The 20068-nt window shown below is 62.6% G+C and carries 17 protein-coding genes; 6 read left to right on the top strand and 11 right to left on the bottom strand.

Annotated features, from left to right (window positions below):
* Nucleotides 1-16 precede the first annotated feature (16 nt).
* The 3 genes from AC3WVQ_RS05100 to AC3WVQ_RS05110 all read left to right on the top strand — a co-directional run bounded on the left by AC3WVQ_RS05100 (nucleotide 17) and on the right by AC3WVQ_RS05110 (nucleotide 3509).
* Complete coding sequence (locus tag AC3WVQ_RS05100) at nucleotides 17-1327, top strand: lipoprotein-releasing ABC transporter permease subunit (RefSeq protein WP_060580865.1); 1311 nt, start codon at nucleotides 17-19, stop codon at nucleotides 1325-1327.
* A 16-nt stretch (nucleotides 1328-1343) separates the two neighbouring features.
* Nucleotides 1344-2030 (top strand): ABC transporter ATP-binding protein, encoded by a 687-nt coding sequence (locus AC3WVQ_RS05105; protein WP_034786709.1) that lies wholly within the window; start codon nucleotides 1344-1346, stop codon nucleotides 2028-2030.
* Nucleotides 2031-2198: 168 nt separating this feature from the next.
* Nucleotides 2199-3509, top strand: a complete 1311-nt coding sequence (locus AC3WVQ_RS05110) for a lipoprotein-releasing ABC transporter permease subunit (protein WP_090294519.1) — start codon at nucleotides 2199-2201, stop codon at nucleotides 3507-3509.
* Nucleotides 3510-3676: 167 nt separating this feature from the next.
* Here AC3WVQ_RS05110 and AC3WVQ_RS05115 read toward each other — a convergent pair whose 3' ends face one another.
* Complete coding sequence (locus AC3WVQ_RS05115) at nucleotides 3677-4144, bottom strand: DUF5680 domain-containing protein (RefSeq protein WP_090294517.1); 468 nt, start codon at nucleotides 4142-4144, stop codon at nucleotides 3677-3679.
* 83 nt (nucleotides 4145-4227) lie between these two features.
* On the bottom strand, nucleotides 4228-4794 hold the full coding sequence (locus tag AC3WVQ_RS05120; RefSeq protein WP_492382612.1) for a hypothetical protein: 567 nt from the start codon (nucleotides 4792-4794) through the stop codon (nucleotides 4228-4230).
* 417 nt (nucleotides 4795-5211) lie between these two features.
* Between AC3WVQ_RS05120 and dnaE the strand changes: the two genes are divergently transcribed.
* On the top strand, nucleotides 5212-8709 hold the full coding sequence (gene dnaE, locus AC3WVQ_RS05125) for a DNA polymerase III subunit alpha (RefSeq protein ID WP_090294516.1): 3498 nt from the start codon (nucleotides 5212-5214) through the stop codon (nucleotides 8707-8709).
* A gap of 109 nt (nucleotides 8710-8818) precedes the next feature.
* On the opposite strand, the gene AC3WVQ_RS05130 is transcribed toward dnaE, so the two are convergent.
* The 4 genes from AC3WVQ_RS05130 to AC3WVQ_RS05145 all read right to left on the bottom strand — a co-directional run bounded on the left by AC3WVQ_RS05130 (nucleotide 8819) and on the right by AC3WVQ_RS05145 (nucleotide 12561).
* A complete protein-coding gene (locus tag AC3WVQ_RS05130; protein ID WP_110818449.1) occupies nucleotides 8819-10048 on the bottom strand; it encodes a L,D-transpeptidase family protein in 1230 nt (409 codons plus the stop codon).
* A gap of 139 nt (nucleotides 10049-10187) precedes the next feature.
* Nucleotides 10188-11480: a DNA polymerase IV gene (locus AC3WVQ_RS05135; RefSeq protein WP_090294513.1), complete on the bottom strand. Its 1293-nt coding sequence runs from the start codon at nucleotides 11478-11480 to the stop codon at nucleotides 10188-10190.
* Between the two features lie 167 nt (nucleotides 11481-11647).
* Nucleotides 11648-12289 (bottom strand): hypothetical protein, encoded by a 642-nt coding sequence (locus AC3WVQ_RS05140; protein WP_090294512.1) that lies wholly within the window; start codon nucleotides 12287-12289, stop codon nucleotides 11648-11650.
* A gap of 2 nt (nucleotides 12290-12291) precedes the next feature.
* Nucleotides 12292-12561, bottom strand: coding sequence for a DUF3572 domain-containing protein (locus tag AC3WVQ_RS05145; RefSeq protein ID WP_060522206.1), 270 nt, complete (start codon nucleotides 12559-12561; stop codon nucleotides 12292-12294).
* Nucleotides 12562-12717: 156 nt separating this feature from the next.
* Here AC3WVQ_RS05145 and AC3WVQ_RS05150 point away from each other — a divergent pair, with 156 nt between their 5' ends.
* A complete protein-coding gene (locus AC3WVQ_RS05150; protein ID WP_003537642.1) occupies nucleotides 12718-13089 on the top strand; it encodes a response regulator in 372 nt (123 codons plus the stop codon).
* Nucleotides 13090-13106: 17 nt separating this feature from the next.
* On the top strand, nucleotides 13107-14474 hold the full coding sequence (locus tag AC3WVQ_RS05155; protein WP_110818448.1) for a PleD family two-component system response regulator: 1368 nt from the start codon (nucleotides 13107-13109) through the stop codon (nucleotides 14472-14474).
* Between the two features lie 579 nt (nucleotides 14475-15053).
* Here AC3WVQ_RS05155 and rpmG read toward each other — a convergent pair.
* The 5 genes from rpmG to rnr form a co-directional block, all read right to left on the bottom strand.
* Nucleotides 15054-15221, bottom strand: coding sequence for a 50S ribosomal protein L33 (gene rpmG / locus AC3WVQ_RS05160; protein WP_034795357.1), 168 nt, complete (start codon nucleotides 15219-15221; stop codon nucleotides 15054-15056).
* A gap of 93 nt (nucleotides 15222-15314) precedes the next feature.
* Nucleotides 15315-16499: an MFS transporter gene (locus tag AC3WVQ_RS05165; protein ID WP_034795359.1), complete on the bottom strand. Its 1185-nt coding sequence runs from the start codon at nucleotides 16497-16499 to the stop codon at nucleotides 15315-15317.
* A gap of 13 nt (nucleotides 16500-16512) precedes the next feature.
* Nucleotides 16513-17217, bottom strand: a complete 705-nt coding sequence (locus AC3WVQ_RS05170; protein WP_060583546.1) for an NUDIX hydrolase — start codon at nucleotides 17215-17217, stop codon at nucleotides 16513-16515.
* Nucleotides 17214-17669 (bottom strand): DUF983 domain-containing protein, encoded by a 456-nt coding sequence (locus tag AC3WVQ_RS05175; protein ID WP_034795645.1) that lies wholly within the window; start codon nucleotides 17667-17669, stop codon nucleotides 17214-17216. Before AC3WVQ_RS05175 ends, AC3WVQ_RS05170 begins: the two co-directional genes overlap by 4 nt.
* 26 nt (nucleotides 17670-17695) lie before the next feature.
* Nucleotides 17696-20068: a ribonuclease R gene (gene rnr, locus AC3WVQ_RS05180; protein ID WP_060583547.1), complete on the bottom strand. Its 2373-nt coding sequence runs from the start codon at nucleotides 20066-20068 to the stop codon at nucleotides 17696-17698.

The following is a 20068-nucleotide window of genomic DNA, read 5'->3' on the forward strand; positions in this document are numbered from 1 at the left end:
GGCGAGGGAAGGCAGGATGACCGCCGTGACTGAAAATCAGGTGCAGGCCGCAGAGCGGCCTGAAAAGTCCTCCAGCCGACCCTTTTCCGCCTTCGAGCGTATGGTGGCGTGGCGCTACCTGCGCTCCAGACGCAAGGAAGCCTTCATCTCTGTCATCGCCGGCTTCTCCTTCATCGGCATCATGCTCGGCGTGGCGACGCTGATCATCGTCATGGCGGTGATGAACGGCTTTCGCACCGAGCTCATCTCCCGCATTCTCGGCATCAACGGCCACATGATCGTCCAGCCGATCGACGGTCCGCTTAACAACTATCCGGAACTGGCGACTAAATTCTCGGGCGTCAAAGGCGTCACCATGGCGATCCCGATGGTCGAAGGCCAGGTTCTGGCGCAAGGGGTCGGTGACAGCTCGACCGGCGCGCTGGTGCGCGGCATCCGCGCCGACGACTTGAGCAAGATGAAGTCGGTTTCCGGCCACATCCAGTCCGGTGATCTCGTCGGCTTTGCCTCCGGCTCTGGCGTGGCGATCGGCTCGCGCATGGCCGAACAGCTTGGCATAACGGTCGGCGGTACCATCACGCTGACCTCGCCCAACGGCGACGTGACGCCGCTCGGCATGAACCCGCGTGTGAAGGCCTATACCGTCTCGGCGATCTACGAGATCGGCATGTCGGAATATGATTCAACAATCATCTTCATGCCGCTTGAAGAGGCACAGCTGTTCTTCAACGCCGAGGGACTGGTTCAGTCGATCGAGATCTTCGTCGAACATCCAGATGTCGTCGAGGAGTTGCGCCAGCCGATCGAGGACGCGGCCGGACGGCAGATCTTCATCACCGACTGGCGCGACCGCAACAAGACCTTCTTCTCCGCGCTCCAGGTGGAGCGCAACGTGATGTTCATGATCCTGACGCTGATCGTGCTGGTCGCGGCGCTCAACATCATCTCCGGCCTGATCATGCTGGTGAAGGACAAGGGCAGCGACATCGCGATCTTAAGGACCATGGGCGCGACCTCGGGCTCTGTCATGCGCATCTTCTTCATGACCGGGGCTGCCATCGGCGTCGCCGGAACGGTCGCGGGCGTGGCGCTCGGCGTCGTCGTCTGCCTCAACATCGAATCCATCCGACAGTTCTTCTCCTGGATCTCCGGAACGACGCTGTTTAGCCCAGAGCTTTATTTCCTCAGCCAGCTTCCGGCCGACATGAACGCAGACGAGACTGCACTCGTCATCGTCATGGCGCTGACCCTTTCCTTCCTCGCCACGATCTTTCCGGCCTGGCGCGCCTCGCGCCTCGATCCGGTGCAGGCCCTGCGTTACGAATGACAAGGACATCACCTCAATGAATGCGCGCGTGGCACTGCAGCTTTCCGGCGTCGAACGACACTATGGGGAAGGCGAGACGTTCCTTTCCATCCTCAAGGGTGCGGACTTCACGCTGAGAAGCGGCGAGACTGTGGCGCTGGTCGCGCCGTCAGGGACCGGAAAATCGACGCTGCTGCATGTGGCGGGTCTGCTGGAACGCCCCGATAGCGGCGAGGTGCTGGTCAACGGGGTGTCCTGCGGCGGGCTCAATGACGATCGGCGCACGGCGATCCGTCGCAACGAGATCGGATTCGTCTACCAGTTCCACCACCTGTTGCCTGAGTTCTCGGCGCTCGAAAACATCATGATGCCGCAGTTGATCGCCGGTCTGCCCAAGGCGGAAGCCGCGGAGCGGGCTGGGGCGTTGCTCGACTATATGCGCATCGGCCACCGCGCCGATCACCGCCCGGCGGAACTTTCCGGCGGCGAGCAGCAGCGCGTTGCGATTGCGCGCGCCGTTGCCAACGCGCCGCTCGTTCTCCTTGCCGACGAACCGACAGGCAATCTCGATCCGGAGACCGCCGGTTATGTCTTCGAGGCGCTGGAAGCGCTGGCACGGCAGTCGGGCCTCGCGGCATTGATCGCGACGCACAATCACGAGCTCGCCGGACTGATGGATCGGCGGGTGACGATCGAAGACGGCAAGGTCGTCGAGATGAAGTGAGTGTGCCGGAGGGCGGACGCGACGACCACTCGGACGCCGCCACGTCAGCCTGCCTTTCGCTGGCGCACGTACAAGTTTCTCGACGTGAATCTAGACTGCCCTCGATGATCGTCGAAGCGGTGATCGACAAGCTGGTCGCAACGAAGTGATGAGGCGAGGGAAGGCAGGATGACCGCCGTGACCGAAGATCGGGTGCAGGCCGCAGAGCGGCCTGAAAAGTCCTCCAGCCGACCCTTTTCCGCCTTCGAGCGTATGGTGGCGTGGCGCTACCTTCGCTCCAGACGCAAGGAAGCCTTCATCTCTGTCATCGCCGGCTTCTCCTTCATCGGCATCATGCTCGGCGTGGCGACGCTGATCATCGTCATGGCGGTGATGAACGGCTTTCGCACCGAGCTCATCTCCCGCATTCTCGGCATCAACGGCCACATGATCGTCCAGCCGATCGACGGTCCGCTCAACAACTATCCGGAACTGGCGACTAAATTCTCGGGCGTCAAAGGCGTCACCATGGCGATCCCGATGGTCGAAGGCCAGGTTCTGGCGCAAGGGGTCGGTGACAGTTCGACCGGCGCGCTGGTGCGCGGCATCCGCGCCGACGACTTGAGCAAGATGAAGTCGGTTTCCGGCCACATCCAGTCCGGTGATCTCGTCGGCTTTGCCTCCGGCTCTGGCGTGGCGATCGGCTCGCGCATGGCCGAACAGCTTGGCATAACGGTCGGCGGTACCATCACGCTGACCTCGCCCAACGGCGACGTGACGCCGCTCGGCATGAACCCGCGTGTGAAAGCCTATACCGTCTCGGCAATCTACGAGATCGGGATGTCGGAGTATGACGCGACGATCATCTTCATGCCGCTTGAAGAGGCGCAGCTGTTCTTTAACGCCGAGGGACTGGTCCAGTCGATCGAGATCTTCGTCGAGCATCCTGATGTCGTTGAGGAGTTGCGCCAGCCGATCGAGGATGCGGCCGGACGGCAAATCTTCATCACCGACTGGCGCGACCGCAACAAGACCTTCTTCTCGACGCTCGAGGTCCAGAGCAACGTGATGTTCATGATCCTGTCGCTAATCGTGCTGGTCGCGGCACTCAACATCATCTCCGGCCTGATCATGTTGGTGAAGGACAAGGGCAGCGACATCGCGATCCTGCGGACCATGGGCGCGACCTCGGGCTCGGTGATGCGCATCTTCTTCATGACGGGGGCTGCAATCGGCGTCGCCGGAACGGTCGCGGGCGTGGCGCTCGGCGTCGTCGTCTGCCTCAACATCGAATCCATCCGGCAGTTCTTTTCCTGGATCTCGGGAACGACGATATTCAGCCCTGAGCTTTATTTCCTCAACCAGCTCCCGGCCGATATGAACGCCGACGAGACCGCACTCGTCGTCGTCATGGCGCTGACCCTTTCCTTCCTCGCCACGATCTTTCCGGCCTGGCGTGCCTCGCGCCTCGATCCGGTGCAAGCCTTGCGTTACGATTGACCCACGCTGTGACTTGCAACGTCGTTTCTTGAATGAATGCGTGCGTCTGGCACAGCGATTACCACCTTCGCCGGCCATCCGCGGCGTTTGGCGTCCAAAGCGCGCCGCGATCCTTTAGATTCGCGAACCGCTGCGCTCTCCTGCGTCACTTGCTGCGGGCCTTGCCCTCAACGCCTGATCAGACCGCCGCGATAGTCGAGCTCGTACGCTTCCTCGCCGTCGACGAAGATGACCTCATGCCCGGAAAAATGTGCGGTGTCGCCGCGGCTGTTGTCGATGTAGTAGCCATGGGCGTGCCGGAACTCCGTGCCGCCGAGGAAATGCCGCTTGTCGCGGTACATCGCCTGAAGCGCCGCCCTGATGACGACGCCTGCCTTTTCACCGTTTATGAGGTCAGGACGGATGATCCGCCCGAAGTAGTTCATCGCCCAGTGCGGCTCGTCATTCTGCCACACGGTCTCCTGGCCTGCGAAATCGGTCCCGCCGAAATAGCTGTCGAGGTAGCTCCAGCTATCCCGCTCGTAGCCGATGTCGTGAGAACCCGGGCGTGACGACGGTCGCTGCCCGCCGCCGCCGACATAGGTTTTTGATTTGGCTTCAACGATGAATTCTCTGAGTGCTTCGAGCGCGGCCATGATTGTTCCTCATACGTTCGCGCCGGAGGATGTCGCGATCCGCTGAAGTTGTAAAGAACAAATAGAGAACAATCGCCCGGTTATTACAGGCCGCACGCCTTCTGCCCGCGATCGTCGCTCCAGTCCTTGAGAAGGATGAGCTCGCCTTTCGCGGTGATTGGCTTGTCGTTCGATTTGCCCTTGCCCGTCAGCACGTTGAGGTCGCATTGCGCGGTGTTGTCCGGATCGAGCGTATCGTAGGACGAGTAGGTGTAGCCCGCCACGACGAAGTCGAAGTTGCGATAGGCGACCGTCAGCTTCTGTTCCCAGCGGTCGCGCCCGATGGCATCGTTCTGACTGGTGATGAGCAACGAGCCGCTCGGCAGCGCCTCGATCGACGGCGCTTGGCCGACGAGTTCGAACTGACCCCAGACCTTGTTCGGAATGGCCGACTTTAATGCCAGCGCGCCGTTGTCGCCGGTGAGGTAGAGATAGATGCCGTTGTCCTCGTCGCTGCCTTCGGCGGGTCGTACGATGAGCGCGAGATCCGGGCTCCCGTCCTTGTTCCAGTCGCCGGTCGCCGCCGAGACGATGCGGGCGGGGTCTATCGTCTCTGCTGCGGAGACGGTCGGAAGCAGGATCAGCAAGGGGAGAATCAGGCGTGCAAGCATGTCGGAGCGCTCCGCGTGGTCGTTCCTCTTGATATGCGGGCGCCGCGCTTTCCTCAAGCGGCTCGTCGTCAGTTAACCTGCATTCGGGCGCGATGTTAACCATCGTGAACAGAATGCCTGTGCACTGCTTGACGCGTGAACAAAAATGGAACAAAGTAAAAACATAACGGAAAAGGAGCCATGTTATGACTGATTTTGTTCGTGACCTCGCCGCCTTCGCGTCGATGAGCCTGTTCATCGCAAGCATCTCTTTCATTGCGCTCGGCCTCTGAAGGCGGGCGTCAACATCTTCTCTCAAGCACCTCCGCAAAGCGTCTCATCCCCGTTGAATAAGGGGGACGACATGTCAGGGGAATCTGGACATGACGGGCGATAAACGGGATATCCTTCCGACTGGACAGGAATCAGGGTGCGACAATGGCAGACGACAGCAAGGCAGCATCGAGTGAGGCGCTCGGCACGGATCCGCAGTTCGTGCATCTGCGCGTCCACTCTGCCTTCTCCTTGCTCGAAGGCGCTCTGCCGCTGAAGAAGGTCATCGGCAAGGCGGTCGCCGATAACCAGCCGGCGATCGGGATCGCCGACACCAACAATCTCTTCGCAGCCCTCGAATTCTCGCAGAAGGCAGCCGGTGACGGGCTGCAGCCGATCACCGGCTGCCAGCTGTCGATCGACATGGAGGACGAGACCGAGGGGGATCGGCGCGGCCATGGGCATCAGCTCGCCAAGCTGCCATCGATCGTGCTCATCGCCGCCACCGATGACGGCTATACGCGCCTCGTCGATCTCGTCAGCCGTGCCTATCTGAGCGGCGAGGGCAGCCAGGCGACGCGCATTACGCGCTCCTGGCTTGCCGAATGCGGCACCGAGGGCTTGATTGCGCTGACCGGCGCGTCCGGTGGCCCGGTGGATATCGCCATGAAGGCGGGCTCCACGGCGCTCGCCGAAGCGCGTCTCGAAGCCTTGCATGATCTCTTTGGCGATCGGCTCTATATCGAGCTGCAGCGCCACGGTGGCCACGACCGGCGGCACGAGAGCCGGATGATCGAGCTTGCCTACAAGTTCGACATTCCGCTTGTCGCCACCAACGAAGCCTTCTTCCCGTCGCCCTCCGACTATGAGGCGCATGACGCCCTGATGGCGGTAGCGCACAACGCCATGGTGTCGGACGACAGCCGGTTCCGCCTGACACCGGACCACTATCTGAAGAGCCGCAAAGAAATGGCGGCGCTGTTTGTCGATCTGCCCGAGGCACTGGAAAACACGCTCGAGATCGCCCGGCGCTGCTCCTTCATGCTGAAGACCCGTGGGCCGATCCTGCCGCGCTTTACCGGCGCGACGGCGGATCCGGAGGAGGCCGAGCGCGCCGAGTCGGACGAACTGCGTCGCCAGGCGGAGGAGGGCCTCGAAGACCGTCTCGCGAGACTCGGTATGGCGCCCGGCTACACCCAAGAGGAATACCGCGAGCGCCTGGCCTTCGAATTGAGCGTCATCGAGCGCATGAAGTTCCCCGGCTACTTCCTGATCGTTGCCGACTTCATCAAATGGGCCAAGCAGCACGACATCCCCGTCGGGCCGGGCCGCGGCTCGGGCGCCGGCTCGCTTGTCGCCTATGCGCTGACGATCACCGACGTCGATCCGATGCGCTTCTCGCTGCTGTTCGAACGCTTCCTCAATCCCGAGCGCGTCTCGATGCCCGACTTCGACATCGACTTCTGCCAGGACCGGCGCGAAGAGGTGATCCGCTACGTGCAGCGCAAGTACGGTCGCGAACAGGTGGCGCAGATCATCACCTTCGGTTCGCTGCAGGCCCGTGCCGCCTTGCGCGACGTCGGTCGCGTGCTCGAAATGCCCTATGGTCAGGTCGACAAGATCTGCAAGCTGGTGCCCAACAACCCCGCCAACCCGACGCCGCTTTCCAAGGCGATCGAGGAGGAGCCGCGCCTGCAGGAAGAGGCCGAGAAGGAGCCGGTGGTCGCCCGCCTTCTCGATATCGCCCAGAAGATCGAAGGCCTTTACCGCCACGCCTCGACCCACGCCGCCGGTATCGTGATCGGCGACCGGCCGTTGTCGCAGCTGGTGCCGATGTATCGCGATCCGCGCTCCGACATGCCGGTCACCCAGTTCAACATGAAGTGGGTCGAGCAGGCCGGTCTCGTCAAGTTCGACTTCCTCGGCCTGAAGACGCTGACGGTGTTGAAGGTCGCGGTCGATTTCGTCAAGCAGCGCGGCATCGAGGTCGATCTCGCGAGCATCCCACTCGATGATCTGAAGACCTACGAGATGCTGTCGCGCGGCGAAACGGTCGGCGTGTTCCAGGTGGAAAGTGCCGGTATGCGCAAGGCGCTGATCGGCATGCGGCCCGACTGCATCGAGGACATCATCGCACTCGTGGCGCTCTATCGCCCAGGCCCGATGGAGAACATCCCGGTCTATAACGCCCGTAAGCATGGCGAGGAAGAGGTCGAGTCGATCCATCCGAAGATCGACCACCTGCTCAAGGAAACGCAGGGCGTTATCGTTTACCAGGAGCAGGTGATGCAGATCGCCCAGGTGCTCTCTGGCTACTCGCTCGGCGAGGCCGATCTTCTGCGCCGCGCCATGGGTAAGAAGATCAAGGAGGAGATGGACAAGCAGCGCGCCCGTTTCGTCGACGGCGCCGTCAAGAACGAGGTGTCGAAGCCGCAGGCCGACCTCATTTTCGACCTGCTCGCCAAGTTCGCCAACTACGGCTTCAACAAGTCGCACGCGGCGGCCTATGCGATCGTGTCCTATCAGACCGCCTACATGAAGGCGCACTATCCGGTGGAGTTCCTGGCGGCGTCGATGACGCTCGACATGTCCAACACCGAAAAGGTCAACGACTTCCGCCAGGATGCCAAGCGTCTGGGCATCGAGGTGATCGCCCCGTCGGTACAGACCTCGTTCCGGCACTTCCAGACGGGCGAAAGCCGCATCTATTACTCGCTTGCAGCGATCAAGGGCGTGGGCGAGTCAGCGGTCGAGCACATCGTCGAGGTTCGAGGCGACAAGGCCTTCGCAAGCCTCGAAGACTTCTGCCTCCGGATCGACCCCAAGCTGCTCAACCGTCGCGTTTTTGAAAGCCTGATTGCCGCCGGCGCCTTCGATTGCTTCGGCTACGACCGGGCGGAGCTGGTCGGCGGGCTCGATCGTATTCTCGGGTTTGCCCAGCGGGCTCAGGAAAACAAGACGAGCGGGCAGAGCGACATGTTCGGCGCAGGGGCGGCCACCGGGCCGGAGCGCATTGCGCTTCCGACCTACACGCCGTGGCTTGCCTCGGAAAAGCTGCACCGCGAGTTCCAGGTTCTGGGCTTCTATCTGTCTGCCCATCCGCTCGACACCTACAATGCGCTGCTCGCCAAGATGCGCGTGCAGACCTTCGGCGATTTCGCCGGCGCTGTGAAGAAGGGGGCGACGGCCGGAAGGCTCGCCGGAACCGTAACCTCGAAGCAGGAGCGCAAGACGCGCACCGGCAACAAGATGGGAATCATCGCCTTCTCGGATTCCTCCGGCCAGTTCGAGGCGGTACTGTTCTCCGAGATGCTGCACCAGTATCGAGACCTGCTAGAGCCCGGCAAGTCGCTGGTCATGACCGTGGCGGCGGAAGAGCGGCCGGAAGGCATCGGCCTGCGCATCCAGACGCTGCGGTCGCTCGAAGAAGAATCGCTGCAACTGCAGAAGGCGCTGCGCGTCTATGTGCGCGATTCCGGGCCGCTGAAGTCGATCGCCTCGCACCTCAACATGAAGGGCGACGGGCTCGTCTCCTTCGTCGTCATTAAGGACAATGGCCAGCGCGAGATCGAGGTTGAACTGAACGAGAAGTTCCGGATTTCGCCGGAGATCGCTGCAGCATTGCGCTCGGCGCCGGGCGTCATCGACGTCGAACTGGTGTAATCCGAGGCGGGGCTCCACTGAATTGCAGTGGAGCGGCGATTGAGCCGGCTTGGAACCTATCGACCCGCGGCGGGACGCTCGCCGGGTGCTTGTCTGCCGGTCTCGCAGATCAGTCGCCGGGACGTGTCCGAGTAATGGTGATGAAGTCGGTGCCCTGACCGGTCTCCAACCCGCTTTCCACATCGGCAATCGAGAGCGATGAGCCCTCGGCGAGCAACGTTTCCACGCGCTTGCGCACATCGTCGGAGATCGTCACGCGCGCCAGCGTGCGCTGGATGCCGTTATAGGCGAAGGGCTCGGCCTCCGTGGAGATGCCGAGCCGCTTCTTCGTCGAGGCGGGCAGGTGATTCTCGAGCGAGACGCCGAACCATTTGCCTTCGGCACCTTCTTCTTCATTGTGCCGGAACTGGAGGAAATGCGTTCCGAGCGCCTCTTCCGGCTTGTCGATCGTAAGCCCGGCTTCAAAGAGCGGCTTGAACCCTTGTCGCACGAGGATCTTGCCGTTTTGCGGCGGCGTACGTCCGGCCTTGCGAAGGAGCCTGTCGGTCAGGTCCGGTGTCAGCTTGCCGTCGCTGTCAATGCCTTCGCTTGCCTGGAAGGCACGCAGGGCCGCAATCGTCGCCGGCCCTGCATGGCCGTCGATCGCGCCCGGCGCGTAGCCGAGGAAATCCAGGGACGTCTGAACCTCGCGCATGGTGTCGCGGGTATCGCTTCGGGTGATCAGGATACGGATCGGCTCCTCGGTGGATCGCGCCGAATTGGCGCCGCCGGGCGGCTCCCGCATCGCCACTTCCACCGGCGCATCGCCGGCCTGGCTGATCGCCGGTCTGAGCGGCACGTCGGAAAGCGGCGGCTGGAGATCGATCGGGGCCGGGCGGAAGAGTAGGGCGCTCTTGACCTCCAAGGGCGTTATCTGCCGGTCGGAGATCAGCACGTGCACGCCGCGCTCGGTCAACTTGTAGAGCGAGGCAGCAAATTCACTCGGCAACCGCACGCAGCCATGGGACGCCGGATAGTCCGGCACATGGTTGGAGCCATGCAGAGCAATGCCCGACCAGGTGAGCCGCTGCATGAACGGCATCGGAGCGTTCGAATAGATGTTCGACTTGTGATGACGCCGCTTTTCCAGGATAGAAAAGATGCCCGATGGCGTCGTGTGGCCCGCCTTGCCGGTCGAGACCGGTGATGTCGCAATGACAGCGTCGCCGTCATAGACGACGAGCGATTGCTGATCTTTCGAGACGATGATCTGCAGCGGCCCGCGACTGCCTGCAAAGCCGGTAGCCGGCGACAAAAGCAGTGCGACGACGCTGGCGGTGAGAGCGAAACGCGATACCATACACTCAACCCAACACGTGACTTGGCGAACAAGCCTAGCCTTCAATCTTTAAGGAATTCATCCTGCTGTGTGGGCTGTCGGTCAAGGTTGCGTGATCGCTTTGCGAAGCGTGCCTGCTCGGGCAAGCACGCTTGCGGTCTCACGGATCGCGTTTTCTGGTGCCGAAAGTGTAGCCGGTTTCGACGCTCGCCTTGCCGAATTTGTCGCGCAGCTTGTTGATCGCGTCCTCGGCCGCAGCGCGCCTGGTGGCCGCGGGATCGACGAGATCGGGCGGATCGGCGAGATCCGGGGCGGAGAGATCGCTGACGCCGATGCCGATCAGCCGATACTTCGTTCCGTCCGCCTCTTTTTCGAGAAGTTGCAGGCCGATGCGGAAAATGCGGTCGGCAAGGCGGGTAGGGCTATCCAGGCGCCGGTTGCGGGTGCGGATCTTGAAGTCGGCGGTTTTGAGCTTGAGAACGACCGTCTGGCCGGCGAGTTCCGACTTTCGCAGCCGGTGGGCCACTTGCTCGCTGAGGCGCCGCAGATGCGTGACCAGGTCGTCATAGCGCGCGATATCGTCGTTGAACGTCGTCTCTGCGGAAACGCTCTTGGCTTCGCCGTCGATTTCGACCGCTCTTTCGTCGAGCCCGCGCGATAGGCGAAAGAGCCGCTGCCCCATGGTGCCATAGCGCCGCATCAGGTCGCCTTCCTCCATGGTCTGCAGTTGCCCGATCGTGCGCACGCCGTCACGCTCCAGCGTGGCGGCAAAGGCCTTGCCGACGCCCCAGATCAGGGTCACCGGCTTCTCGCGCAGGAACTCCAGCGCCTCGGCTTGGCCGATGACGGAAAAGCCGCGCGGTTTTTGCAGGTCGGACGCCACCTTGGCGAGAAACTTGCAGTAGGAGAGGCCGACCGAGACGGTGATGCCGATTTCCTGCTCGATCCGGCGGGCGAGCCGCGCGAGCGTGCGTGCCGGCGGATCGTGATGCAGCCGCTCCGTGCCGCTGAGTTCGAGGAAGGCTTCGTCGATCGACAGCGGCTGCACCAGCGGGGTCAGTTCCTGCATCAGCGTGCGCACCTCGCGGCCGACGCGGGCGTATTTCTCCATATTGGGCTTGATGACGATGGCCTGGGGGCAGGCTTCCAGCGCCTTGAACATCGGCATGGCCGAGCGCACGCCGTGAATGCGGGCGACGTAGCAGGCGGTGGAGACCACGCCGCGCTTGCCGCCGCCGATGATCACCGGCTTGTCCGCAAGCTCCGGGTTGTCGCGCTTCTCGATCGAGGCATAGAAGGCGTCGCAGTCGATGTGCGCCAGCGTCAGGTCATAGAGCTCCGCATGCCGCAGAATGCGCGGGCTGCCGCAGGCGAGGCAGCGCCGCACCGACGCCGCCTGTTCCTTGAGGCAGTCGCGGCAGAAGCCTGGAGAGTGAGCAGCGCTGTCGAGCATATCGGGAACAAATATTGAACATTGCGACCTTAAGCACTACTCTAGCGAGTCTCAAGGAGGCGCGATTGGAAATCACAATGCAATTGTCGCCGTTGAAAAGGATCACCGGGCGCGTCTTGCGCAGCGCCGGCGCGGCTGAATTTGCGCCGACGGGCAGCCGATCCGGGCTAGCCGCGGAAGTGCGCGCGAATGGCTGCGGCTGCCTCCGGCCAGTCTGCGACGGCGCGGATGTCGGCGTCGAGCTTCGGCGCGAGCGCCTTGAACTCCGAGTCGGCCATGAGGTTTATCGGCAGGCAGGTCGGCGCGTGATCCTTCACCGATCGCAGGTTGCGAAGCATGTCGTCGATGAAGACGAGGGGGACGTTACGGCTGCCGTGAAGTTTTTGGACGATCGGCCCCTTCGGCTCTTCGGACGCAAGCAGCGGATAGGGCAGGCCGAGCCGGTCAAGAAGAGCGCGACGAACCGCAGCGTGCTGCGGCGGCATCGCAGTCAGAAAGACGATATCGGCTTCCTCCGACAATGCGGCCAGGGTCTCGACGACCTTGGCGGCGGGCGTTTGCCAACGATCCTGCGAGCCGTAGAAGGTGTCGAGCAGGATCTTGACCTCTGGCTCCGTCACCGGCTGCTCGTCCGCGTGGGTGATGATGTTGCCGGTCAGGCGAAACGATCGGGGCAGGAGGACATGGCCGCAGCTCCCAAGGAACGCTTTGAACGGATTGATGAATTCAAGCACGACATCGTCGATGTCGCTGACGATCAGCGGACGGTTTCCAAGCGTGATGCTGTGAACTGTCGGCGCGTTTGCCACCCTCAATCCTCGAAGCCTGCGTGGCCGGAAAGTACCGTATGGGCGCGCACGACGTCTTCAGGCGCCGTACCGGTCGCGGTGCAGAATGCCATCAGGGTCGGCTCATGGTCCATCAGAAAGGCGACGAGCCCGCCCATGAAGCCGGGTTCGGCAATCGCGTTGCGCAACGCCGTCGGGTCCGTGCCGGTCAGCGCCAGAAAGCGGGACAGAAGCTCAGGCTCGCCGGCAAGCCAGGAGAGAATGTCGATGGCGATTTCGTCGGCGCTCTTCAATGGTTTGTCCCCGTATGGTTTTTACGTGCGGAGTTACCTATTTTTCAACCAAATAGGCCTATCTCTGACGTTGAGGAAATGGGTCGAGTCGTCGGCTCCGCACGTTAATTGTCCTGAGGAGACTTGCAAGGTGACGATGGACAGCAAGGGATCGACATGCCCAAACAGGTGATGATTGTTGAGGACAACGAGCTGAACATGAAGCTCTTCCGCGACCTGATTGAGGCCTCCGGCTATGCGACGATCCAGACTCGCAACGGCATGGAGGCGCTCGAGCTCGCGCGCAAGCATCGGCCCGATCTCATTCTCATGGACATTCAGCTGCCGGAGGTTTCCGGTCTGGAAGTGACGAAGTGGTTGAAGGAAGACGATGAGCTGCACGTCATCCCGGTCATCGCCGTGACCGCCTTTGCGATGAAGGGCGACGAGGAGCGGATCCGCCAAGGCGGGTGCGAAGCCTATGTCTCCAAGCCGATCTCCGTACCGAAGTTCATTGAGACGATCAAAACCTACCTGGGCGATGCCTGAGCGGCGGGAAAATTGATATGACTGCGCGTATTCTTGTTGTCGATGACGTTCCGGCCAATGTGAAGCTGCTCGAAGCCCGGTTGCTTGCCGAGTACTTCGACGTGCTGACGGCCAGTGACGGTTATGCCGCCCTGGCGCTCTGCGAAAAGACGCCCATCGACCTGGTGCTGCTCGATATCATGATGCCCGGTCTCGATGGTTTCGAAGTCTGCGAGCGGCTGAAGGCGAACCCGAAGACGGCACATATCCCGGTTGTCATGGTCACCGCGCTCGACCAGCCTTCGGACCGCGTGCGTGGCCTGAAGGCCGGCGCCGACGATTTCCTGACGAAGCCCGTCAACGATCTGCAGCTGATGTCGCGGGTGAAGAGCTTGGTGCGGCTGAAGAACGTCAGCGATGAGCTGCGCCTGCGGGCCCAGACGGCGCAGACGATCGGGCTTGAAGATGTTGGCCGGGCGGACCGGCCTGACGAGCCCGGCAACGTCCTGCTCGTCGATGGCCGCGGCTCGTCGCAGGAGCGGCTGCCGCGCGCCCTCAAGCCGATTGCCGAGGTCTCGGTCATCTCCGATCCGCAGGCGGCATTGTTCGAGGCGGCGGAGAACAATTTCGACCTCGTCATCGTCAATGCGAATTTCGACGACTACGATCCGTTGCGGCTCTGCTCGCAGTTGCGCTCGCTGGAGCGCACCCGTTTCATCCCTATCCTGCTGATCGCCGAGCAGGGCAGCGACGAGTTGGTCGTCCGCGCGCTCGATCTGGGCGTGACGGACTATCTGATGCGGCCGGTCGATCCCAATGAACTGATTGCCCGGTCGATGACCCAGATCCGGCGCAAGCACTGCAATGACAGGCTGCGGTCGAGCGTGCAGCAAACCATCGAGCTTGCCGTCACCGACGGCCTCACCGGGCTGCATAACCGGCGCTATTTGGACACGCACCTGAAACTGCTGATGGATCGGGCTGCTGCGCGCGGTCGGCCGCTGTCCATCTGCATGACCGATATCGACCGCTTCAAGCAGGTTAACGACACCTACGGCCATGACGTTGGCGACGAAGTCTTGCGGGAATTCGCCAATCGCATCCGCACGACGGTGCGGGGTGCCGACCTTGCCTGCCGGTTCGGCGGTGAAGAGTTCATCGTGGTGATGCCGGATACGTCAGCCGAAATGGCGGCCGGTGTCGCCGAGCGTCTGCGCACGATCATCGAAAGCCTGCCATTTGCGATCCCGCAGGCGGACGGCCCCCTGAAGGTCACCGCGTCCATGGGGATTGCCACGCTCAGGCCCGGCAGCGACACGGCCGAAGCGCTGCTGAAGCGCGCCGATACGGCGCTCTATCAGGCCAAGCACGAAGGCCGAAATCGGGTGGTGGCAGCCGCCGCCTGAGCCGCGCCTCCTGCGTTTCTGGCCTCAAAGCACCCCAGGGAATTTCTTTGCCCGCCTCTTGCGGCCTGCATTCAAAGTTGTATTCTCGCGTCACCTGTTGCTACCGGGGAGTTTGGGTGGCAGCAGAGATCATGCAGTGTGCCTGTCCAGGTCTGATACAGAATTAACCATGCGCCGAGCGGCACCGCTCCGCGCATTAAGAATTCGTTGATTTTTTTTTATTTTCAGGTGATGCTCATGAAAGAGGGGGCATCCAGCCTTCTGCGATATTCGTTACCCCATGATGCTCAGGTCCGCCGCATCTCCTGGGTCGTGGGGTCGGTCGGTTGGCTTTTGGCGTCCGCGGAATCCTCGTGCCGCAGTCAGAGGCCAGCCGACCCCCTTTCCGACACGCCGTCCCGCCTTCGGGGCGGCGTTTTGATTCTGGGGGAAGAGCAGGGGCGGGCGAGCCGTTTCCTCCCCCTGGCGTGGAACCCGTTTCACTCAGCGCCTATGCGAGATGCTCAAGGCATTGGCCTAAAAACGAAAGGGCGCCTGACCTTGCGGTCGGCGCCCTTCAATTCCCGAAAACCGGCGATCTTACTTGATCTTGGTTTCCTTGAATTCGACGTGCTTCTTGACGACCGGGTCGTACTTGGTCTTCGTCATCTTTTCCGTCATCGTACGGCTGTTCTTGGTCGTGACGTAGAAGAAACCCGTGTCGGCTGTCGAAAGCAGCTTGATCTTGATGGTGGTGGCTTTTGCCATGGTCGTCCTGCCTTTGTAACAATGAAAGCCGTGGACAACCGGTTGCGGGCCACGGGCAAGGTTGGCGCGAAACTACAAATCGCGGCCGAAAAGTCAAGACCGTTTTGGTTTCAAAACGATCCTGACCACCGAAAGCGCGACATAGAGACCGAAAAAGCCGGCGATCGCCCAGGCAAAACCGTTGTTGCCGGTGGCGTCCATTGCCGCGCCGATCGCCTGCGGTCCAGCGACGGTACCGACGGCGTAGGAAAACACGAAGGCCGCGTTGGCGGCGGCGAGATCCGCGCCCTGAAGCCGTGAGCCCAGGTGGCTGAGGCCGACCGTGTAGAGGCCGGAGACACAGCCGCCCCAGAACAACAGCACGATTGCCATCAGGAACCAGCTCTCGACCAACAGCGGCAGGAACAGCGCGCCGATAAGACCGATCAGCGTCATCGCAGAGAGCAGTGTGCGCCGGTCTTTGACCCTGTCGGAGAGCATGCCGACCGGGATCTGGAAGATGAAATTGCCGACCCCCATGACCGTTAGCAGAAGCGCTGCCTGCGATTCGCTGAAACCGGACCGCGTCCCGAAGATGAGGAACAGCGAGAGACCGCCTGATTCGACCGCGCCGAAGATGAAGACGGCAGCCGTTGCCGTGGGCACGAGGAAGACGTAGCGCAGGAAATGCCGCTCGGGCTTCTCGTCGATGACGGGGCTTTCGTCGCGCGCGAGGAAAATCGGCACGGATGCCAGGAGGATGACGCCGGCGCCGACGAGGAAGGGCAGGAGGCCTTCGCTGCCGAGGATCGAAAACAGCAGCGGGCCGGTCAGGAACCCAAGCGACAGGAATGTGCCGTAGATCCCCAGCACGAAACCGCGCTTGCTCGGCGGGGCCGTCGCGTTGATCCAGAACTCGGAAAGAATGAAGAGGACGGTGATCGCTCCGTGGAAGACGATTCGGAGCGGGAACCAGAGCCAGAAATTGGTGATGTAATAGAAGCCGAGCGCGCTGGTGGCCGCGATTAGCACGGCCCAGAGCATCGTTGGCGCTACGCCATGCCGGTGGGCGAACTTCGTCGTGAAGGGGGCAGCCACCATCGATGCCAGGCCCGCCATGGCGGAATTCAAGCCGATGAGGGTCGAGGAAATTCCGCGCTTCTCCATGATGATGGAAAGCAGCGGCAGGCCGAGGCCGATGGCGATGCCGACCGCGCTGATGGCAGCAACGGCCGCGATCAGCGACCGCCAGTGAATTTCCTCAACCGGTGCAGCCGTACCGGGCGATGGCTGTGACATCTGACGCGGATCCTTAGAGCAATGTGCGCACGAAGCGCCCATGGCGCGAGGTATAGAGTGGAACCGGTCGTTCGCAGGGCAGCGAAGGATCGGCGTCCAGTCCGTTCCTGAGGTCCGCGAGGATGACCGCGGTGATGTCAGGTATCCGTAGCGACGGAGTAACGTTCACATCGATCCACTGCAAATCCTGAAGCTCCCGACTGTCCAGGAACCGCGTAGGATCGATTTCGGCCTCGTCGGCGAACACGGCGAAGAAGCGCGTATCGAACCGCCTCGTGTTGCCTGGAGGGGTGATGGCCCGAGCCATATAGCGCAACTTTGCAAGATCGGGAAGAAAGGGAACGGGAGCTTCGGCCGAAGGAAGCGGCGCGCCTATGGCGATGCCGGCTTCCTCGTAAAGTTCACGCAGGGCGGCAAGCGCGAGCGCGCGCGCCCGGGCATCCGACAGTCCGCGCGCGCCGGCCACCTTCAGCGTTCGCAGGACGGAGGGATGGAGATCGGAGCCGAAGCCAATTCGATGATCGCCGGTATCGCGGCGTCCGCCGGGGAACACATAGAGATCCGGCATGAAGGCGTGCGCACTGTGGCGCCGCCCCATAAGCACACGCACGCGGCCGCCAACGCGATCGAGCAGCATGATCGAAGCGGCATCCCGGGGCCGCATGGTCGCGGGACGCGGAGGCTTGGGTTCGTTGCCCGTCTCCCGCGCCGGCCTCATGCCCGTTCGTCTCTCGGGGGCAACACGTCCTCAGGCGCATCTTCGTGTCCGCCGAAGCCATGCATCTTCAGCGCCCATTGCAGGCCGATGACGGCGCCTTTTACAGGCTGCAGCAGCGCCAGCGAACTGATGACGGTGATCGGTGCCCAGATGGCGAGATGCTGCCAGCTGTTGAGCGGAAGGATGAGGTCGGTCGCCATGTAGCCGGCAAGCACGAGGTGGCCGACGATCGTGACGACGATATAGGGCGGGAAGTCGTCGGCGCGGTGGTGGTCCATGCGCTCGCCGCAGGCCGCGCACGTCTCAACCGACTTGAGGTAGCTGCGAAACAGCTTGCCGCTGCCGCACGCTGGACAGCGGCCGAGAAAGCCGCGCTTCATCGAAAGACCAACGGAGCGCTCGTCGCTTTTGGACCCGCCCAGATGAAGTGTTTCGCCTGACGCCGCTTTCATGTGCATTCCTCTGTCCTATCGGGACCCTATCGCCGGCCGCGCGGCGGCCGTGTTCCCGGCTTCTTCCGGGCGCCGGTGCGATCCCTGCGACCGGACTTGTGGAAGGAGCGCGTTGCCGTCGGCATCTTGCGTCCTTCGCTGATCATCTCGAAGCGGAGCGCACCGGCAAGCGGCACGGCCTCGACGAGCTTGACGCGTACCGGATCGCCCAGGCGATAGCCGAGCCCGGTCTTCTCGCCGGAAAGCGCCTGATGCGCCTCATCGTAGATGAAGTAGTCGCGTCCAAGTGTTGATATCGGAACGAAGCCGTCGGCGCCATAGGCCGGCAGGGTGACAAAGAGTCCCGCCTTGGTGACACCGGAAACGCGGCCGTCGAATTCCTCCCCGACGCGACCGTTGAGATGATGCGCGATCAGTCGGTCGACCGTGTCGCGCTCGGCGGCCATGGCACGGCGCTCGAAAGTCGAGATCTCGGCGGCGATGTCGTCGAGTACGGCCTCTTCCTGCGGTGTCAGCCCGCCTTCGCCAAGGCCGAGCGAGGCAACCAGCGCCCGGTGCACGATCAGGTCGGCATAGCGCCGGATCGGAGACGTGAAATGCGCGTACTTCAAAAGGTTGAGGCCGAAGTGCCCGATGTTCTCGGGGCTGTAGATCGCCTGGCTCTGCGAGCGCAGCACCATCTCGTTGACCATGGTCTCGAAGGGCTTGCCTTCGGCCTTGGCGAGGATGCCGTTGAAGTGGTTCGAGCGCATGTTCCCGCCCTTGACGAGCGAGATGTCGAGCGTCGCCAGGAATTCACGCAGGCTTTCCTGCTTGGCAAGCGAGGGCTGGTCGTGGATGCGGTAGATCAGCACCTGGCGCTTCTGCTCCAGCGTCTCGGCGGCGGCAACGTTCGCCTGGATCATCATTTCCTCGATCAGCTTGTGCGCGTCGAGGCGTTCGGGAACGAAGACACGGTCGACCGTACCGTCGGGTTTCAGGATGATCTTGCGCTCGGGCATGTTGAGCTCGAGCGGCTGGCGCCGGTCGCGGCCGCGCGTGAGGATGCGATAGCCTTCCCAGAGTGGCTTCAGGATCGTCTCGAGGATCGGCCCGGTCTTGTCGTCCGGATTGCCGTCGATCGCTGCCTGCGCCTGCTGGTAGGAGAGCTTTGCCGCACTCTTCATCATGATGCGATGGAAGGTATGGCCGGCCTTCCGGCCTTCCTTGGAGAAGCGCATGCGCACGGCAAGCGCCGGGCGATCGACGCCTTCCTTGAGCGAGCAGAGGTCGTTGGAGATGCGCTCGGGCAGCATTGGCACGACCCGATCGGGAAAGTAGACCGAGTTGCCGCGCTTCAGTGCTTCAAGGTCCAGAGCGGACTTCGGACGCACGTAGTAGGAGACGTCGGCAATCGCCACCGTGACGATGACGCCGCCGGGATTGTCCTCGGACGGATCCGGCTCCGCATAAACGGCGTCGTCATGGTCCTTGGCGTCGGCCGGATCGATGGTGATCAGCGGCAGCGTGCGCCAGTCCTCGCGGTGCGCCATGGTGGCGGGGCCTGCGGCGTTCGCCTCCTCGATCACCCGTTCCGGGAAAACGTGGGGAATGCCGTGGGCATGGATGGCGATCATCGAGATCGCCTTCTCAGAGGCGACCGAACCTATGACGGTCTGCACCTGCGCGCGCGGCAGACCGTAACGGCCGAGACGTGACAGCTGCACCTCGACCAGATCGCCGTCCTCAGCGTTGCCCGTGAACTCCGGATCAACAAGTATTTCCTCGCCGCGCTTTTCGATCGGCATCAGGCGGCCACCGCCGCCGGGCGTCGAGCGGAAGACGCCGAGCACGGCATCCTTGCGCTTGTCCAGCACCTTGATGATGCGCGCCGTATAGGCCGGGCCGCCCCGTTCCTTGGCCGGGAAGATCTTGGCGAGAACGCGGTCGCCGAGACCGCCCACCGGAGCCTTGCCCTTACCCTTGGCGACGGCGGATTGCTTGATCAGCACCGCCGGTGCGACGCCGTCGTCGTCGAGCCATTCGGCCGGGCGGCCGATCAGCTCGCCATCGACATCGCGGATGGTGATGTCGAGCACGGTCACCGGGGGCAGGGCGCCCGGACGCACCAGCGACTTGCGCTTCTTTTCGACCAGACCGTCGACTTCCAGCGACTTCAGCAGGGCCTTGAGTTCGACACGGGTTTCGCCCTTCAGGCCGAAAGCCTTGGCGATTTCGCGCTTGGAGGCGCGGTCCGGGTTTTCAGCGATGAAGCGCATCAGCACGTCACGCGGCGGGACCGCGCCGTGGATGATCGGTTCGCTTGGCTGGGCCGATCCGGCCTTTGCCGCGCGAGCAGGCTTCTTGCCCTGGCTTCTCTTGCCGGACTGTTCGGTCGGGTCGCGCGGTATTCTGGTCAA

Source organism: Ensifer sp. EB106-05-01-XG146, from assembly GCF_058791875.1.